Below are 18,600 nucleotides of genomic sequence, written 5' to 3' on the forward strand. Positions count from 1 at the left end.
ACTCATTAATTGGGTAATGCGTTTTTGTTATAATCTCCCTGACGTATTACTTCCTTTCAACACGCTAGACTATTCATATTGCGAATGTCTTGGTATTAAAACTATTCATTTGTTTAATGTGCCCACCCCAACTAGCATGAGATATCGCTTAAATTTCATTCATGGACAGTACCTGAACGTACAAGAGGAAAGGGAACAATGCCGACAGTCATCAATCGTAACGACATCACAAACTATATTGGCTTCCAAGCCGAGCCAACAAGCTGGTATCAAATCACTCAAGATCAGATTAATCAGTTTGCGGATTGCACACTGGATCATCAGTTTATTCACGTAGATGAAGAAAAAGCCAAAGCGACGCCTTTTGGCTCGACCATTGCCCATGGCTTCCTGTCACTTTCCATGCTGTCACATTTTGCTGAAGAATTTAGTGTCATCATTGACGGTTTTTATATGGGCTTGAATGCCGGTTTCGATAAAGTGAGATTTTTACAGCCGGTTACCGTTAACAGTCGCATTAGAGCACACGCTAAAACCCTTTCAATTGAAGAAAAGAAACCAGGGCAGTTCCGTTTATCAACCGAAGTGACCATTGAAATTGAAGGTGTTGATACTCCGGCATTAGTGGCTGAGTGGATTTCTGTGCAAATGGTTAAGTAGATTTCTATCATTTGTCACCTTCACATGAACATAAAACAACAATAAAAAATCAAAAAAAGCGTTAAGGAAACATTATGACGATCAGTTTTGCAGGACAAGTAGCCATAGTCACAGGTGCCGGTAATGGTTTAGGTCGCTCTCATGCGTTGGAACTCGCCAGACGTGGTGCTAAAGTGGTGGTAAATGATTTAGGTGGCGCACGTGATGGAAGCGGCGCATCTTCTTCAGCATCGCAAGATGTGGTTCGTTTAATCGAAGAAATGGGCGGTGAAGCCATTAGTCATGGTGCAAACGTCGCTAATTTTGACGAAGTGCAAGACATGGTGCAACAAACCATGGACAAGTGGGGCCGCGTTGATATTTTAATCAATAATGCTGGAATTTTGCGCGATAAGTCGTTTTCTAAAATGACCTTAGATGACTTTAAGTTAGTCATGGATGTCCACGTGATGGGCTCGGTTAACTGCACCAAAGCAGTGTGGGAAATCATGAAGCAGCAAAATTATGGTCGTATTGTGATGACCACATCGTCAAGCGGCATGTACGGTAATTTTGGTCAGTCTAATTATGGTGCAGCCAAAATGGCCGTGCTTGGGTTAATGAATACCTTAGTGCTTGAAGGTGCAAAAAATAATATCCACATCAATGCGCTAGCTCCCACTGCGGGGACGCGTATGACTGAAGATTTAATGCCTGAAGAAATCGTTAAAGCCTTCGCGCCAGAAGCGGTAACTGCGGGGATGTTGACCTTGTGTGATGAACACGCGCCAAACCGCTTTATTTTATGTGCCGGAGCGGGTGGTTATTCAAGTGCCAGTATCTTTGAAACAGAAGGTTGTTTTATCCCTAAAGCATCACAAACCCCAGAAACGGTGCGTGACAACTGGGAGAAACTCACTGCGCAAGATAATCAAAAAGCGTTGAAATCTGGTGCTCAACAAGGCGAGAAGTTTGTGATCAAGGCGATGGCATTTATGAAATCGCAGCAACAGTAAATGATTCTAATGTAGGTTGAGCTGTTTCGTTAACTGTTCTTGTGATTATGACTAATACTTAGCTCAACCTCAAAACCTGATTAAATACATGTCTTAGAAGACATATAAACAAGGAATTATTATGAGAGAAGCCGTCATTGTATCTGTAGCGAGAACCCCCATTGGTAAGGCGTACCGCGGTGCGTTTAATGATTTATCTGCTCCAACAGTAGCTGCAGTTGCTGTTAATGCAGCCGTTGAGCGTGCGGGTATTGACCCAAATGAAATTGAAGATTGTATTTTTGGTGCTGCACTAACTCAAGGTAACCAAGGGATGAACTTTGGTCGTCAAGTGGCAATGGCGGCAAAACTGCCTGTGTCTGTGCCAGGTATGACTGTCGACCGTCAATGTTCATCAGGGTTAATGTCTATTGCTATCGCTGCCAATTATATTGTTTGTGATGGCGCCAACGTGGTAGTTGCTGGCGGTTGTGACTCAATCAGCTTGGTTCAAAACGATAAAATGAACATGCACCGAGCGGTCGACCCAAGTGTTAAAGCTTATCGTCCAGCGATTTATATGCCGATGCTTGATACCGCCGAAGTGGTTGCTAATCGTTATGGCATCTCGCGTGAAGCACAAGATGCTTATGCATTAATCTCGCAACAACGCACTGCTGATGCACAAGCTGCAGGTAAATTTGATGACGAAATTGTGCCTGTTACGTGTACAAAATTGGTGATGGATAAAGCCAGCAGTGATATCACTAAAGAACAAGTCACCTTAACTCAAGATGAAGGTAATCGTCCTTCAACCAATATTGAAGGCTTAGCGGGTTTAAAAGCGGTAAAAGATAACGGCTCAATTACTGGCGGTAACGCATCGCAACTGTCTGACGGTGCTGCCGCTGTTGTGGTAATGGAACGAGAACTCGCTGAGCAACGCGGTCTTAAGCCGTTAGGTGTTTACCGAGGCATGGTGGTTGTAGGTTGTGAGCCAGATGAAATGGGCATAGGTCCAATTTTTGCTATTCCTAAGTTGCTTGAACGTCATAGTTTGAATATTGATGACATTGGTTTGTGGGAAATCAATGAAGCGTTTGCGGTTCAGGTCATTTACTGTGCCGAAAAATTGGGCATTCCATATGATCGTTTAAACGTCGACGGGGGCGCAATTTCTATTGGTCATCCTTATGGCATGAGCGGTACTCGTATGGTGATGCACGCGTTAATTGAAGGTAAACGTCGTGGTGTTAAATACGTCGTGATCAGCATGTGTATTGGTGGCGGTCAAGGTGCTGCAGGTTTATTTGAAGTGTTGTAAAGCTGGATGTAGGTTAAAAATAACAATAATAATCACAGCAGCCGGTAATGTAGGCTGCTGATAATTTTGTAATAATTGGGGACAGTATTATGGAAAGGATTTGGTTAGAAAAGAGTTATCCGCCTGGGGTTGAGTTTGAAATCGATCCAGATAAATACAACTCATTGGCAGATTTGTTTTTAAAATATACCAAGTTATATGCCACGAATACGGCATTTATCAACATGGATGTTAGCATTACTTATACGCAGCTTGCCCAGCAAGTAACTGACTTTGCAACCTATTTACAGCAAGACTTAGGTTTAGTGAAAGGCGATAAGTTTGCCATCATGATCCCCAATACACTGCAATATCCGATCGCATTATTTGGTGCACTTATCGCAGGCTTAACTGTGGTGAATGTCAATCCACTCTATACCGCCCGTGAGTTAGAACATCAATTAAAAGACTCAGGCACGAAAGGCATATTAATTTTAGAAAACTTTGCTCATGTATTACAGGCTGTCATTGATAAAACCGATGTTAAACATGTTATCACCACTGGGGTGGGTGACCGATTAGGTCTTATTAAAGGTGCATTAGTCAACGGCGCGATTAAGCACGTGAAGAAATTGGTGCCAGCGTTCGATTTACCCAATGCGGTTAAATTTAATGACGCCATGGCAAAAGGCAGTAAAAAAACCTTTATACCGGTTGACGTTATCGGTTCTGACTTAGCCTTTTTGCAATATACTGGCGGCACTACAGGTCCATCAAAAGGTGCCATGCTAACTCATCGTAATATGGTTGCTAACCTTGAACAGTCAAATGCGGTTACCAAGAACGTTTATGAAATAGGCAAAGAGCTGATTATCACTGCATTGCCGCTTTATCATATCTACGCGTTAACCTCTAATTGCTTAGCCTTTTTACCTTTTGGCGGCACCAACTTATTAATCACCAATCCAAGAGACATGGCCGGCTTTGTCAAAGAACTGGCTAAATATCGTTTTACCGTGATTACAGGTGTAAACACCTTGTTTAACGGATTATTGAATACTCCAGGATTTGATCAACTCGATTTCAGTGCATTAAAGATGGGCTTTGGTGGCGGAATGTCAGTTCAGCGACCAGTTGCAGAACATTGGGAGCGAGTCACTAAAAGCCGTTTACTTGAAGGCTATGGTTTAACGGAATGTGCGCCTTTAGTGACAATGAGTCCTTATAACCAAAAAAGCTATAATGGCTCGATTGGTTTACCGGCATCATCAACCGATATTCGTTTAGTCGGTGCAGATGGTGAAGATGTGGCATTAGGTAAACCAGGTGAGATGTGGGTTAAAGGCCCACAAGTGATGAAGGGATATTACAATCGCCAAAAAGCCACTGACGAAGTGTTAATCGATGGTTGGCTAGCCACCGGTGACATTGCCACCATGGACGAGAATGGTTTCTTTAAAATTGTGGATCGCAAAAAAGACATGATTAACGTGTCTGGTTTTAACGTGTTCCCTAACGAAATTGAAGAAGTAATTGTGTCGCACGAAGGGGTATTGGAAGCCGCCGCTGTGGGCGTGTCTTGCGACATTACTGGCGAGCGCGTCAAAGTGTACATTGTGCGTAAGGACCCAACATTAACAGAACAAGATATTTTTGATCACTGCAATAAAATGCTCACTAACTATAAACGCCCTAAAATCATTGAGTTTATGAATGAATTGCCTAAAAGCAATGTCGGTAAAGTATTGCGTAAAGATCTTCGTAATCAGTCACAAGCGTAAAATAACAAGAGCTGCTGTCGGCATGTATTGCGACAGTCCAATAATAAGAGTCATATGTTAGAAATATACGCTGGTGAAACGGCTTTAAAATCGATACAACAACAGGGTTTTTCTCCAGATTTATTCAGTTCTTTCCTTGGTGCAAGTGGTGGACCTAAATGGTTCACCTTGCTGGGATTAGACAAATACCTTTTTGGGGAATTCTTTAAAGGCAGACAACAACCTTTAAACCTGATTGGTTCAAGTGCCGGTGCATTTCGCGCCGCGTGCTTTGCCCAAAATGACCCTGTCGCGGCGATAGAACGCTTAGCCAAAAATTACAGTGAAACCGTTTATTCTAATGACACTAAACCGCAACCGGATGAAATTACAGCTAAAGCAGTTGAATTACTCGATGAGTTATTTGGTGACAGCGGTGCAGATGAGATTATCAATAACAAAGTCTTTAAAGCCCATTTTATTGTGGCTAAATGCAAAGGACTGGTTGCGTCAGAAAATAAACTGCTGCAAGGGGCTGGCTTATTCAACAGTTTTGTCAGAAATTCCATCAGCAGACCTCTGCTGAACAGTCAGTACGAACGCTACATCTTTCAACATGGTCAAAGCGATTTGGCGATTTATGATCCTGACAATATCGCCACAACGTCTATGGCATTAAGCCAGCGTAATATCAAAGCAGCGCTATTGGCGTCTGGCTCGATTCCTATGGTGATGCAAGGCATAAAAGACATTGCTGATTGCCCTCAAGGTATGTACCGAGATGGCGGAATTATTGACTATCATTTTGATTTTAATATTCAAAATGAAGGCTTAACTCTGTATCCACATTTCAGCTCGACATTAAAGCCGGGTTGGTTTGATAAAAGCCTGTCTCGCAAAGTGCGTGTACAACACTACGACAAAACTGTGCTCCTGTGCCCATCCGCTGAATTTGTCGCATCATTGCCGTTTAGCAAAATCCCCGACCGTAGTGATTTTGTCGAAATGAAACCGACGCAGCGCTTAGAGTATTGGCAGCAAGTGTTTGTGGAAAGTGAAAAGCTAGCCGAGCATTTTAAGCATTTTTATCAACAGCAAAATATTCACAGCATTAAAAGTATTGAGCAGTTACTGGCTTAACGGCAATAAGATTTCATTTTTGGATATCAATTAAAAACGCGTCATTACTATGTTGACGTTAACTCATTAAAAAAGGATTTGAACATGACCACATACAAAGCAATTAACTTAATCGCCCGTCCAACCGGTGGCCCAGTCGGTCCTGAATTATTCGAAGTGGTCCATAAAGACATGCCGAAAGTGGCACAAGGGCAATTTTTGGTAAAACAGAATCATATGTCACTGGATCCTGCCATGTTTGGTTGGATGAGCGCAGACACCGAAAGCTATATACCACCAGTTGAGTTAGGTGATGTGATGCGCAGCTCAGGCATTGGTGATATTGTTGAAAGCAATCACCCTGATTTTAACGTGGGCGACCGCGTAATGGGCATGATGGGCTGGCAAGAATACTTTTTAAGTAACGGTGCAGGGTTAAATAAAGTCACCGCGCCATTACCAGACGAAGCTATTTTATCGGTATTCGCCTTACCGGGCTTAACTGCAACACAGGGACTTTTCAACGTAGGTAAACCACAAAAAGGTGAAACTATTGTGGTTTCTGGCGCGGCAGGTTCTGTTGGCTCTATTGTGGGGCAGCTTGCTAAAGCAGACGGACTAAGAGTGATTGGCGTTGTCGGCAGTGACGAAAAAGCAGATTGGATCGTAAATGAGCTTGGTTTTGACGGCGCAGTTAATTACAAAACCGATGATATTGCAGCAAAGCTTGCCGAGTTAACCCCAGATGGCGTTGATGTGTATTTTGAAAATACTGGCGGCCCAATTCAACATCATGTGTTTGCCAGAATGAACGCCCATGGGCGTATTGTGGTATGCGGCATGATTGCGGATTACCCGAAAGCAGTGCCTGATTTAGGTCCTAATTGGATCCAAGTGATTAAAAAGCGCTTGATTATCCAAGGTTTCACCATGCCTGATCATTTCGGTGATGTGCCTGCATTACTTGAAAAATTAACCCCTTATGTGATGAAAGGGCAAATTAAGCATCGTGCCCACGTATTAAATGGACTCGAGTCTGCAATGACTGGCTTGAATTTGTTTTTCACTGGTAAAAACAAAGGCAAGTTAATCGTCAAACTGTAAGTGTTATGGCTATCAGCAATCGATAAGCCTTAGTTATTAATGGGGCATAACGGAGCTTAGCAACCACATAACCTCGCCAAATAAAGCCTAATAGCACCGTCAGCATTGTGTTATTAGGTGTGTTATTAGGTGCGTTATTAGCTGAGTTATTAGGTGAGTTAACGTTGGCGTTTCAGTTACATTTACATTCATTTTCCAAGTCAGGCGATATATATGAGCGACATAAAAACCCATTATAGAAATTGCAATATTTGTGAAGCCATGTGTGGCTTGGAAATAAAATATCAAGACAAACAAATTTTGTCGATCAAAGGCGATCAGCTCGATCCCTTTAGCCAAGGTTACAACTGCCCTAAAGCATTGGCGCTGGAAGATTTTTATACCGACAAAGATCGCTTAAAAACCCCAATCAAACGTACCGATTCAGGTTGGCAAGCCATTAGTTGGGATGACGCATTTAGTGAAATCACCGCTAAGTTTAAAAGTATTCAACAGCAACATGGCAACAATGCTTTAGCGGTGTATTTAGGTAATCCTAACGCCCACAGCTTAGGCAATGCATTAGTGCTTAAACCTTTTATGAAGTCACTAGGTACGGTCAATCGCTTTAGCTCAGCTTCGGCTGATCAATTACCTCATCATGTTGCGTCTAACTTTATGTTTGGTGCAGGCATGTTAATTCCGGTTCCTGATATTGATAGAACTGACTTTATGTTGATCATTGGCGCTAATCCGGTGGTATCAAACGGCAGCATGATGACCGCGCCCAATGTGATAGGGCGAATGAAAGCGATTCAAAAGCGTGGTGGAAAAATTGTCGTAGTCGATCCGCGCAAAACCCGCACCGCTAACATTGCTGACCAGCACTTATTTATTCGACCTGAAAAAGATGCCCTGTTATTACTGGCATTAATTCACTGTGTGTTTGCCAATGATAAGGTCAATTTACGCCATTTAGAGAACATGGTTGAAGGATTGGACGATGTAGCTAAGCTTGCCAAAGGCTATTCGCCTGAAGCGCTAGCAGAGTTTGTCGGTATTGATGCCGCTAGTATTCGCACGCTTGCAGATGACATGACGGCGGCCGAATCTGCGGTCTGTTATAGCCGCATGGGCGCCTCGACTCAAACGTTCGGTGGCTTATGTTTATGGCTCACCAATGTACTCAATATTATTACTGGCAACTTTGACCGCGCCGGTGGGGCCATGTTTCCACAACCTGCGTTTGATTTATTACGTAATCATAAACGAGGCCATAAAAGCTCATTTGGTCAGCATCACACTCGTGTTCGTCAATTGCCATTCTTTAATGGCGAATTCCCGGTGGCAACCTTAGCAGAAGAAATACAAACCGAGGGTGAAGGGCAGATTAAAAGCCTCATTACCGTCGCGGGCAATCCTGTATTGTCAGCGCCCAGTGGTCATAAATTGGCACAAGCCTTTGCTGGGCTTGAATACATGGTGTCGGTAGATATCTATTTAAATGAAACTACCAAATACGCAGACATTATTTTACCGGGCACTACAGGAGTAGAGAACTCCCACTTTGATATTTTCTTTAATTCATTTTCGGTGCGAAACACGGTGAAATACTCTGCACCATTATTTGAAAAACTGCCAGAACAACGCAGCGATTGGCAAATTCTAAAAGAGATTTCAGCCAGAATGCTAAACCTGCCTGCCGATGACCCAATGCAAAAAGTCACCCCAGAGATGATACTGGACATGGAACTCAAAAATGGTCCGTATGGTGAACAAGGCATCAGCTTGCAAAAGTTAATAGACAATCCGCATGGTATCGACCTTGGCCCGTTAATGCCCTGTATTGAACAACGTATTAAAACCGCAGACGGTAAGGTCAATTTATTCCCACAAGTGTATCTTGATGACTTGCCACGTTTAGACGCGATGATGACACCAACTGCACGCGACAAGGCTTATCCATTTGATTTAATCGGTCGTCGTTTAGTGAAAAGTCATAACACCTGGACACAAAACTCGCAGCGCTTAACTAAAGGTAAAAACCCTTGCACTTTAGAAGTGCATTCTGAAGATGCTAAACGACTCGGGATAACACTGGGGCAAATTGTGTGTGTCAGTTCAGCCGTTGGCCAAATTGAAATCGAAGTGGTTATTACTGACGATATTCAACAAGGTGTTGTGAGTATGCCGCAAGGGTGGGGCCACAATCAGCAAGGCACTAACATGTCAGTAGCCTCTGCGCAGCCAGGCGTGAGCATTAATGATTTAACGGATGCCGCTAGAGTTGATATGCTAACAGGAAATGCAGCATTCAATGGCACGCCGGTTGCCATTAACGTGGCTTAAAGCCAGATATATGCCCAAACAAATACATGAAAAAACTTTGCTACGGCAAAATGACATAAATGAAAAGGTTGACCATGTTTAAAAGTACACAGAACTACATTGCCTCAAACGAGCTTACTTTAGCGGTAAATGCCGCTATTGCTTTAGAGAAACCGTTATTAATTAAGGGCGAACCGGGCACGGGTAAAACCCAGTTAGCAGAAGAACTTGCTCGTTCTCTTAATTGTAAACTGTATCAATGGCACATTAAGTCGACCACCAAGGCGCAACAAGGTTTATACGAATATGATGCTGTGTCCCGTCTACGTGACAGTCAGTTAGGTGATGCGCGTGTACACGACATCGGTAACTATATCGTTAAAGGTAAGCTATGGCATGCGTTTGAAGAAGAACAAAGACCGATATTGCTGATTGATGAAATTGATAAAGCGGACATCGAGTTTCCTAACGACTTGCTACAAGAACTCGATAAAATGGAGTTTTATGTGTACGAAACTCAACAGGTTATCAAAGCTAAACAACGTCCCATTATCATCATTACCTCTAACAACGAAAAAGAGCTACCAGATGCGTTTTTAAGACGGTGTTTTTTCCATTACATTAAATTTCCCACCAAAGATGAAATGGCAAAAATTATCGACGTGCATCATCCTAATGTTAAGCAAGACTTGTTACAGCAAGCATTAGAGGTGTTTTTCGATTTACGAGATGTCAACGGTATTAAGAAAAAACCCTCAACATCTGAATTGATCGATTGGCTTAAGTTATTAATATCGGATGATATTTCTCAAAGCACTTTGCTAAATAAACAATCAGACATCATTCCTTTGTTTGGTGCATTGCTTAAAAATGAACAAGACGTTTCATTGATTGAAAAGCTTGCTTTTATGAGCCGCAGAAACAGGTAGTGCATCGTGTTTATTGATTTTTTTCTGATCCTAAAAAAGCACAAAGTGCCTTGTAGCTTACGTGAGCTATTAGATTTGATTGCGTTACTAAAAGCTGGGGTGGTGTTTGCCGATGTGGAAGAGTTTTATAACCTTGCCAAAATTGTCATGGTTAAAGATGAAATCCACTACGACAAGTACGATAACGCCTTTGCTGAGTATTTTAAAGGCATCGAAAGTATTGATGTATTTGATAAAATTTTGCCCGAAGATTGGCTAAGAAAGGAGTTTGAAAAGCACCTTTCTCAAGAAGAAAAAGACAAGCTTAAATCTTTAGGCGGGCTTGAAGCATTAATGAAGGCGTTAAAAGAACGTCTAGAAGAACAGAAAAAACGTCATGCAGGCGGCAATAAATGGGTTGGTACAGGCGGCACATCTCCGTTTGGTGCTTATGGCTATAACCCTGAAGGGATTAGAGTCGGCCAAGATAAAAACCGTAATAACAGTGCCGTGAAAGTGTGGGATAAGCGCGAGTTTAAAAACTTCGACCAAGACCGTGAACTGGGTACTCGAAATATTAAATTGGCACTTAAAAAACTCAGAAAATTTGCCCGCACTGGGGCCAGTGAAAAACTGGATATTAATACCACTATCAGTTCAACCGCCAAGAACGGCGGAATGTTAGATGTTCACATGGAACCGGAACGTCACAATGCCGTTAAAGTGTTGATGTTTTTCGATATTGGCGGCTCGATGGATGATTATATTCATACATGTGAAGAGCTTTTTTCTGCGGCGCACAGTGAGTTTAAGCATTTAAAATTCTTTTATTTTCATAACTGTGTGTACGAAAATCTCTGGCAAGATAATAACCGCCGCTTTGATAAAGTGATTAATTTAGAAGAGATCATCAGAACATTTGGTGCCGATTATAAAGTCATTTTTGTCGGTGATGCGACCATGGGGCCTTACGAGATTATCGCTAAAGGCGGCAGTGTTGAACATTGGAATGAAAAGCCCGGCATTGAATACATGAATCGATTGCTGGGGCATTTCAATAAAGTGGCATGGCTTAATCCACAACCGGAAAATCGCTGGCCAATACATCATTCTATTTCCATTATTCAACAGTTGCTGAACAATAAAATGTATCCGTTAACGGTTGATGGAATAGGACGGGCGATTAAGGATCTGAGTTAATGTCAGTTCGTTGCGTGCAATAAACTGACGCCGTGACGTCAACATTCAAGGTTCAGTGACAGTCAGCAATGTGGCTTATTTAGCGCGAGGTTACATTACTCAGACAATATTGATAGAAAACACAATAAGGAAGGGAATTAATATGGATTTTTTACGCACCGACGACAGTTGTTTCGCCAATTTACCTGATTACCATTTTACTGCGAATTACTTAACCGTTGATGACACTGAGGGTGGTGAACTGAGAGTCCATTATCTTGATGAAGGCCCTAAGGATGCCGCACCAATATTGTTATTACATGGTGAGCCGACCTGGGGCTTTTTGTACCGCAAAATGATCCCCATTCTTGTTAAAGCCGGTCATCGTGTTATTGCTCCTGATCTTATTGGTTTTGGTCGCTCAGATAAACCGACAAACCGTAACGACTATACTTATCAACGTCATGTCGATTGGATTAAATCACTGATGCTGCAACTTAATCTCACTAACATTACCTTGGTTTGTCAGGATTGGGGCGGATTAATCGGTTTACGTTTAGCCGCCGAAGAAAGCGAGCGATTTGCACGGGTTGTTTGTGCCAACACTATGTTACCCACTGGTGACCATGAGCCAGGTGAAGCATTTAAAAAATGGCGTCAGTTCTCACAAGACGTTGAGATATTCCCAACGGGCAACTTAATTAACAGCGCTTGTGTATCGACTTTACGTGCTGAGGTTATTGCTGCGTACGATGCGCCGTTTCCAGATGAGCGCTACAAAGAGGGCGCACGTCAATTCCCGTTATTAGTGCCAATAACGCCTGACGATCCTGCTGCAGATAAAAACCGCGCCGCGTGGATAGTATTGTGCCAATGGCAAAAGCCATTTTTAACCGCGTTTAGCGATTCAGATCCGATTACTGCGGGTGGTGATGCCTTGATGCAAAAACTCATTCCAGGAACAAAAGGGCAAAAGCACACCACTATCATCGCTGCAGGGCACTTTTTGCAAGAGGAAAAAGGCGAAATATTAGCCGACGTTGTAGTCAACTTTATTGCTGATAATCGTTAAGGGTCTATTTTGCATTAATGATTAAGCCGTGCTGAGTGACAATATTAGGATTCGTTTAATAGTGAATAAAGGATAACCATGCTGTATCAAGGAGTGTCACTCATGTTAGCCCCGTTGTTGGTGTTTCAGGGGCTTAAGGTTCGCCGCACTACGCCAAGATTACCGGAACCCGAGGGCGAGCGTGTCGGGCAAACTGGGCCCAATCCTGCGTTGAGTTTGCTTATTTTAGGTGACTCAGCGGCGGCTGGCGTTGGAGTGGCATTTCAACAGCATGCTTTGTTAGGGCAGGTTATTGAGCAATTAAGTCCTCAACTTGAGTTTAGTTATGGCTTATTTGCTAAAACAGGCTCGACTACATATACCACCTTACAAGCCTTACAACAGCAGATTGATAACGCACATCCCATACTCGGGCAAACGCATTATGATGTCATCGTGACATCGTTAGGGGTGAACGACATTACCTCATCAATCAGTTGCGAGAAGTGGTTGCGGCAACAAAAAACGTTATTTGAACTGATTACAAAGCGATACAGGCCCAAATTGATATTGGTCACAGCGTTACCGCCTTTGGGGCTATTTCCTGCATTGCCACATCCACTTCGTTGGAGTTTAGGCCAGCGAGCAAATCAATTTAATCGCCAATTACAGCAATTACTTATTAAATTAAATCAACAAGTCGACCAATCCACAAGTTTCAGATTAATTAAATTACCATTAGAAAACCCACAACCTGATATCACTATGCTGGAGTTTATGCGCCAAGTGATGGCTACCGATGGGTTTCACCCAGGTGCACCGATTTATAATGCATGGGCAAAGTTAGTGGTAGAGCAAATAGTTGGTGGTATTAAATCTGACGGTATTGAATAAAATAGGTATTTTCTCATGTGTTGCTGCCTATTATGAGTCGGATATATGGCCTGCGGCCACTAACGTCGTGGCGCTTCACCCACACCAGACCAAGAGGAAACCAACGGCTGTTCCCTTTTTACTCTTTATAAAAGAATTGGCCCAGCCGCACCGCAACATTTTCTCTATTTACAAAACAACAGCTGCGAAAAGATCGCCATGGGATTTATCTAGCTTTGAACTTCGTTTGTAGACTGCTTTGGTCCATCTGTAATAAGGAGTGAAAATGCTAACGCTTCCGATGGGAATCTGATGTGAATGGATTCACGAATGTCGTGATGGCAAGGTCAATGATGTTCCCGACATCATAATGACATTCCCCATATCCATATGGGTCAGATGCCAAAGAACGACCTGTACCGCGAAAGCTAAGCTCACATCTGATAGGCAGGATGCCTGAATGCCTTGTAGCACATGGTCAATGATGTTCCCTACATCCTAATGACATTTCCAATATCCTTATCGGTCAGATGTGCGAGAAAGGCCATGTGAGCATCACGCATTCTTGTATAAAGAGTCTTCAACGTCCTCAAGTTCATAGTTAAACCCGTCCATTTTAAATTATGGCCGTCTGACTAATTTATGCCACATTCCTTGCTAGGGATGCCAATTCGTCAATTTCAACTTACTGAATAATTTTCAGTCTATTCGGGTAATAAAGGTTTGCTCGTCATCCACAAAAGCTACAAAGCCGCCGTGATAGATAAATACCCGACCATGCCCCTCAACTAAGCAGGCAAGCTGTGGGTCCAAATCTTCTTCGTTACCCTGTCTTTGATATGTACCGATATCGGTGATTACGCCGCTGAGAGTAGGCAAATATCTATAAGTTCGCTTTGCCTGATCAACCAGGTTCAATTCGCTGGCGGTAGAGAAGCAAGAGGGTATCGTACCTGCTTCTTCGATAAACATCGTTTTCAGTTCTTCAAAACCTGTGATAACTAGCCAGTCGATGCCGTTAACATGATGGATAAACATTGAGTTTCTCGGTAATTCTGATACGGAGATTTTAACATTATCAGGGCAGAACATAGTAGAGATTTAGTAATTCTGTGCAATTTACGGTCATTCACTAGGCCACCTTGAAACACGTCTTTGCCCCAAAGTTTGTTTAAAATATGAACTTGTGGCCACATCATCCCAGACGAAAAATACTAAAAAGTCCATAATTTTCGATGGGGATCGTACTGCTTAACACTTCATCAGTATCTGGCTTATAAATATCGGATAAGTATCCTGTGTAAGCCATATTTCCCACCTTTATGTTGTGTGTACTGTATACAAAAACAGTTGTAATGGTTTTTTAGTGTTTTTTAAGTTAAATCGGCTAATAAGTAAACTAAAGTAGTACGATAAACAATTTGTATATTTTGTAATGCATTGAAATAAATGTGTTTTTATTTCCTGTTGAATATTGAGTCCACTTTTAACGCGCTACCTCGCTTTTATTTGTCAGTGGCGTTAAATAAAACTACTTTACATCAAGAAGATAGTAAATGTAGGATGATATTAATCAATAACTTAAAAGGGCGACTTTAATTTTTTTTGCCCTTCAATAAGCTGTTATAACTCCAAAAGGATTTGCGTTGAAATTTGGCCTTAAAGTCTTAGCAATAATTATTCTGATACCGACTTTATTCATTGGCGGGCTATCAGCTTATTGGTGGTTGACGTACATCGACGAAGATATAGTTGCAGGCAGCGCATATGGTTTTACGATTGGTAGTACCAAGGAAGAAGTTATAGTCGATTTTCAATCTTTAAGAGTTAAATATCCTGAATCCCATATTTATATACGTTACGGTAATAGAGCAGGAGATAACTTCTCAATTCCTGCTGTTCTTAAGTCGAAGTCTCAAATATACGAATATGACAAATGGAATATACTTCTCGACGGTAAATATGAGTTCTTTAACTCAATAGACTTAAAATTTGAATCTGGAAAGCTAGTGAAAATTAATAGGCATAGGCAAAATTTTGAATTGCCGTAGTGGAGTTATAACAAGGCCATTAAAGGCGGACACGCAACAGTTGGCTCGGTTCCGCTTCGCTTCACATTTTAGCCAACTATTACTTAGCCGTTTATGGCGGCGTTACATGTCTTAAGGAATATCGTGGCTAGTCAAAAGGAAGTATGCGAAAAATACAAAGCCGACTTTATACCTTGTTCTGAAGCAGAGAAGCTTGGGCTTGCTATCGAGACGCTAGGCAAACTCCCAATTAATGGATTACGTCATAAATCAGAGAATGGAACGTGCGGTTGGTATATTTGGTGCGGTGAAGAAATGAGCCAAGAAACTGAATTTTTCAAACCGCTACACGTGAGCCATATAAAAGAATACTTACCAGAAATAGAACAATATTTAGCATTACCCCCAGGGTATAGATTTTTAATAGCTGATGATTATGAGGATGTATGGCATGACTCATCGCTCACCAACATGTAACAAGTGCATGTTGCATCAGCCACTTCGTGGCTTGGACAGTTTTTACGCTCGTTCCTCGTTACAAAACTGCCGTAAATGCAGGCGTTAGTACGATAAATGACGAATCGAGAAATTATCACACTCATGCACAAACTATCACACGGCAGAATAGGGCCTTGTGGTAATTGGGTGCGAGTTTTTAATGATAGTGAAGAACTGGACGAGATGAAGTTTAGTAAACTCTTTGAAGATACCATTCAATCCGACATCGTTGTGATATATCAAAGTTCAATCAATGTCACTATTTCGAAAGCTTCTGAAGCTTTCGAAATAGTAGCCCAGTTTGTAAAGCACGGTGTAGTTAAAATAGCAGACGTAAGGTTTACGTCTCAGATTGAAATAGACCCATTAGGCGTTGGTGCAGCATATCGTACTAACAAGTAAATTATGTTCGCCCAGCAAGCTGGGCCGGGACGCGCAAACAGCACGCGGCCCATATTTAAAGCGTTAGCTTTAAAGGAGGGCTTCGAGCTCATGGATAGAAAAATAATATTGGCAACCGTCTTAGCTTTGCTACTGTCAGCCTGCAATTCCACACCTACAAGTAATGTCACAAACTATGAGACGGCTGGGAATTTAGAATCTCCCAATCCTGTTGGATGTGTATCTGTAGGCGGGTTATCGAATAAGCAGAACCCAGTCGATATATTTACTGGACTGAATGCCTGCTTGACCAAAAACAACTACTCGAATGCTGCCGAGCTATATTTTGCTGGTATGTCTTATGGCTTTTTTGACACTAAACGTGTATCCGATATAACTGCACATCAAGCGATTAGTGTGCTGCGTATGAATTTATTTGCTGCGCAACCACAAGAAGTCTTGGATAAATTGCAAGCGGCGCTTACTAACATAAATTCTGACAATACTGCTATTTGTAAAAGCCTAACAAAATTAGGAGCGCCAGCTTATAAGCCAACCTATATGATTCAACATGGTATGGGGGCATTTACTGGTCAAAGCACTAAAGATGGTTTGGTGGAAAACTTTGATTCTGGAGCGGGTTGGAAAGATGCTTTATCTACAATTGCTAAGTGTGTTTAAAGCTAACAAGTCAATTATGTTCGCCCAGCAAGCTGGGCTGGGACGCGCAAACAGCACGCGCCCCATATTTAAAGCGTTATGCAGATAAATCGAATCCACCTATGGCATGTAATTTAACTTACGCAACATTGAGAATATCGTCAGTTGAAATGTCACCTGATAAGATCACAGAAGTTATTGGTATTAGTCCGACATTGATAAGGAGAATTGAGCCAGATTCAAAATACAGACATAGACGTGAGTTCAATTATTGGGCTTTTTCTACAAAAGAATTATCTAATTCAACTGACAATAAAGAACACATAGACATTATTCTTAATAAACTTTACGGTAAGCAAGAACAAATGGATTCCTTGGTTAAGTTGAAATGCTCAGTAGATATATTTTGTTTTTGGAATTCAACAGGACAAGGTGGTCCGTCAATGGATGTTAATTTAATGAGAAAATTAGTGCAGTTTGGTCTTAACATCAGTTGGGACATGTATTTCGACGACGAATCTGCATAACACATATGAGCCTTCCGCCAGTCAATAGGCGAGCCCTTTTGCTACGGGAAGGTATTTGACTGCTTTTGCAGTCAAATACCTTTAGTATCCAAGATGGTCAATCAACAAATTCATCTACTTCGTCTGTCATTTAGCTGTCAAATCATCGTGCTTTTAGCAACAACAGCATGCAAACACTTATAGAGGCTCTCTTAGTGCGATTTCTTTAAAAATAAAGAATGCTGCCTGACACTTTTCATTCCTTTGACATGTCAGGGGCACTACGACTAAATGGATTTCGGAGTAAGAGCGGCGCAGGAGGCTAAAGCCGAGACATTTATCGGTTAACCCTAAGATGGCACTATTCAAGTCAGAGGTGCTTTTTGCACAGTTAGTTTTAGGCTCATTTAGAGTGTAAACGACTTTGTTGATTGTATTTATTAATGCGCACCAATAAGGTGTCATTCTTTGTAAAATCAAGTGCAGTCGATGTAGCTTAAATAGCACTTGGCATAGTGATGATGGTCAGAAGTCATTGCTTCACTTTTCACATCATTCACGGTGATGATCGCTTCTCTTTTTAAGAGTATCTAGTTGGCCATTCAGCTCACTTTATTGCGCGACTTATCCTTTCAGGAATCTTTATTTATTGAACTCAGCCCTGTCCAATTACTCGTTAGCCTTACTTGAAAATGGTGTGAACTCAACTCTGAACTTGAGGCCGCTGAAGACTTTTTATACAAGAATGCGTGAGCCTGACAGGACGTCAGGCTAGCTTTCGCGGTAAAGGTCGTTCTTTGGCATCTGACCCATATGGATATGGGGAATGTCATTATGATGTCGGGAACATCATTGACCTTGCCATCACGACATTCGTGAATCCATTCACATCAGATTCCCATCGGAAGCGATAGAATTTTAACTCTTTATTACAAGATGGGCCGAAGACGGTTACAGATGAAGTCAAAAGCTGGATTCATTTCCGTCGCAATTTTTCGCTGTTGTTGTTTGGTAAAAATGCGAAAATGTTGCCGGAACGCTGAGGGTTTGCAAAGGCTGATTCATAAACAAGAATGCACTTTACCCCTTTGGTCTGGTGTGGGCGACGCGCCAAGACGTTAGTGGCCGCAGGCCATAAATACCATAAGTACAATACAAAACAAACACCTGGATCCCGGCTCAAAAGCATTACCGGGATGACGTGAGAGTTGCGACGACGAGAAGGGGGGTTAACAAGTTTTGTACAATAGTGAGTTTGATATGAACAAAATTGATTATCAAAAAAGA

Annotated in this window: 17 protein-coding genes; 16 read left to right on the forward strand and 1 reads right to left on the reverse strand. The window is 42.0% G+C overall.

Annotated elements, in window-relative coordinates:
* Positions 1-198 precede the first annotated feature (198 nt).
* The 11 genes from HNW13_RS06715 (at position 199) to HNW13_RS06765 (ending at position 13,259) form a co-directional block, all read left to right on the forward strand.
* Entirely contained in the window at positions 199-660 is a 462-nt protein-coding gene (locus HNW13_RS06715) for a MaoC family dehydratase (RefSeq protein WP_059743536.1), read from the forward strand.
* Between the two features lie 74 nt (positions 661-734).
* Positions 735-1,655, forward strand: coding sequence for an SDR family NAD(P)-dependent oxidoreductase (locus tag HNW13_RS06720; RefSeq protein WP_192114950.1), 921 nt, complete (start codon positions 735-737; stop codon positions 1,653-1,655).
* A gap of 121 nt (positions 1,656-1,776) precedes the next feature.
* Entirely contained in the window at positions 1,777-2,958 is a 1,182-nt protein-coding gene (locus HNW13_RS06725) for an acetyl-CoA C-acyltransferase (RefSeq protein WP_192114949.1), read from the forward strand.
* A gap of 89 nt (positions 2,959-3,047) precedes the next feature.
* On the forward strand, positions 3,048-4,718 hold the full coding sequence (locus HNW13_RS06730; RefSeq protein ID WP_192114948.1) for an AMP-binding protein: 1,671 nt from the start codon (positions 3,048-3,050) through the stop codon (positions 4,716-4,718).
* 54 nt (positions 4,719-4,772) lie between these two features.
* Complete coding sequence (locus HNW13_RS06735; protein WP_192114947.1) at positions 4,773-5,837, forward strand: patatin-like phospholipase family protein; 1,065 nt, start codon at positions 4,773-4,775, stop codon at positions 5,835-5,837.
* A gap of 84 nt (positions 5,838-5,921) precedes the next feature.
* A complete protein-coding gene (locus HNW13_RS06740) occupies positions 5,922-6,920 on the forward strand; it encodes an NADP-dependent oxidoreductase (protein ID WP_192114946.1) in 999 nt (332 codons plus the stop codon).
* 213 nt (positions 6,921-7,133) lie between these two features.
* Positions 7,134-9,248 carry a molybdopterin-dependent oxidoreductase gene (locus HNW13_RS06745; RefSeq protein ID WP_192114945.1) on the forward strand — a complete coding sequence of 705 codons (2,115 nt, stop codon included), beginning with the start codon at positions 7,134-7,136 and terminating at the stop codon, positions 9,246-9,248.
* Between the two features lie 74 nt (positions 9,249-9,322).
* Positions 9,323-10,156: a MoxR family ATPase gene (locus tag HNW13_RS06750; RefSeq protein ID WP_101087184.1), complete on the forward strand. Its 834-nt coding sequence runs from the start codon at positions 9,323-9,325 to the stop codon at positions 10,154-10,156.
* Positions 10,157-10,162: 6 nt separating this feature from the next.
* The gene (locus HNW13_RS06755) at positions 10,163-11,335 is read left to right on the forward strand and encodes a VWA domain-containing protein (protein ID WP_101087185.1); all 1,173 of its coding nucleotides are present in this window, start codon (positions 10,163-10,165) and stop codon (positions 11,333-11,335) included.
* 142 nt (positions 11,336-11,477) lie between these two features.
* Positions 11,478-12,386 carry a haloalkane dehalogenase gene (locus HNW13_RS06760; RefSeq protein WP_192114944.1) on the forward strand — a complete coding sequence of 303 codons (909 nt, stop codon included), beginning with the start codon at positions 11,478-11,480 and terminating at the stop codon, positions 12,384-12,386.
* 102 nt (positions 12,387-12,488) lie between these two features.
* Entirely contained in the window at positions 12,489-13,259 is a 771-nt protein-coding gene (locus tag HNW13_RS06765; protein WP_243756177.1) for an SGNH/GDSL hydrolase family protein, read from the forward strand.
* A gap of 678 nt (positions 13,260-13,937) precedes the next feature.
* On the opposite strand, the gene HNW13_RS06770 is transcribed toward HNW13_RS06765, so the two are convergent.
* Complete coding sequence (locus HNW13_RS06770) at positions 13,938-14,276, reverse strand: cytosolic protein (RefSeq protein WP_192114942.1); 339 nt, start codon at positions 14,274-14,276, stop codon at positions 13,938-13,940.
* Between the two features lie 608 nt (positions 14,277-14,884).
* Between HNW13_RS06770 and HNW13_RS06775 the strand changes: the two genes are divergently transcribed.
* From HNW13_RS06775 to HNW13_RS06795, 5 genes are all read left to right on the forward strand, one after another.
* Positions 14,885-15,289 (forward strand): hypothetical protein, encoded by a 405-nt coding sequence (locus tag HNW13_RS06775; protein ID WP_162023152.1) that lies wholly within the window; start codon positions 14,885-14,887, stop codon positions 15,287-15,289.
* Positions 15,290-15,412: 123 nt separating this feature from the next.
* Positions 15,413-15,745: a hypothetical protein gene (locus HNW13_RS06780; protein ID WP_162023151.1), complete on the forward strand. Its 333-nt coding sequence runs from the start codon at positions 15,413-15,415 to the stop codon at positions 15,743-15,745.
* Between the two features lie 123 nt (positions 15,746-15,868).
* On the forward strand, positions 15,869-16,168 hold the full coding sequence (locus tag HNW13_RS06785; RefSeq protein WP_243756178.1) for a hypothetical protein: 300 nt from the start codon (positions 15,869-15,871) through the stop codon (positions 16,166-16,168).
* Positions 16,169-16,258: 90 nt separating this feature from the next.
* Entirely contained in the window at positions 16,259-16,828 is a 570-nt protein-coding gene (locus HNW13_RS06790) for a hypothetical protein (RefSeq protein ID WP_192114940.1), read from the forward strand.
* 101 nt (positions 16,829-16,929) lie between these two features.
* Positions 16,930-17,334, forward strand: coding sequence for a DUF4279 domain-containing protein (locus tag HNW13_RS06795; RefSeq protein ID WP_162024341.1), 405 nt, complete (start codon positions 16,930-16,932; stop codon positions 17,332-17,334).
* The last annotated feature ends 1,266 nt before the right edge of the window (positions 17,335-18,600 follow it).

Source organism: Shewanella sp. BF02_Schw (genome assembly GCF_014596695.2).
Classification (GTDB): Bacteria; Pseudomonadota; Gammaproteobacteria; order Enterobacterales; family Shewanellaceae; genus Shewanella.

Coding starts and splice junctions, on each gene's coding strand:
- HNW13_RS06715 (WP_059743536.1), top strand. CDS start 199: ATGCCGACAGTCATCAATCGTAACGACATCACAAACTATATTGGCTTC.
- HNW13_RS06720 (WP_192114950.1), top strand. CDS start 735: ATGACGATCAGTTTTGCAGGACAAGTAGCCATAGTCACAGGTGCCGGT.
- HNW13_RS06725 (WP_192114949.1), top strand. CDS start 1,777: ATGAGAGAAGCCGTCATTGTATCTGTAGCGAGAACCCCCATTGGTAAG.
- HNW13_RS06730 (WP_192114948.1), top strand. CDS start 3,048: ATGGAAAGGATTTGGTTAGAAAAGAGTTATCCGCCTGGGGTTGAGTTT.
- HNW13_RS06735 (WP_192114947.1), top strand. CDS start 4,773: ATGTTAGAAATATACGCTGGTGAAACGGCTTTAAAATCGATACAACAA.
- HNW13_RS06740 (WP_192114946.1), top strand. CDS start 5,922: ATGACCACATACAAAGCAATTAACTTAATCGCCCGTCCAACCGGTGGC.
- HNW13_RS06745 (WP_192114945.1), top strand. CDS start 7,134: ATGAGCGACATAAAAACCCATTATAGAAATTGCAATATTTGTGAAGCC.
- HNW13_RS06750 (WP_101087184.1), top strand. CDS start 9,323: ATGTTTAAAAGTACACAGAACTACATTGCCTCAAACGAGCTTACTTTA.
- HNW13_RS06760 (WP_192114944.1), top strand. CDS start 11,478: ATGGATTTTTTACGCACCGACGACAGTTGTTTCGCCAATTTACCTGAT.
- HNW13_RS06765 (WP_243756177.1), top strand. CDS start 12,489: ATGTTAGCCCCGTTGTTGGTGTTTCAGGGGCTTAAGGTTCGCCGCACT.
- HNW13_RS06770 (WP_192114942.1), bottom strand. CDS start 14,276: ATGTTTATCCATCATGTTAACGGCATCGACTGGCTAGTTATCACAGGT.
- HNW13_RS06785 (WP_243756178.1), top strand. CDS start 15,869: ATGCACAAACTATCACACGGCAGAATAGGGCCTTGTGGTAATTGGGTG.
- HNW13_RS06790 (WP_192114940.1), top strand. CDS start 16,259: ATGGATAGAAAAATAATATTGGCAACCGTCTTAGCTTTGCTACTGTCA.
- HNW13_RS06795 (WP_162024341.1), top strand. CDS start 16,930: ATGGCATGTAATTTAACTTACGCAACATTGAGAATATCGTCAGTTGAA.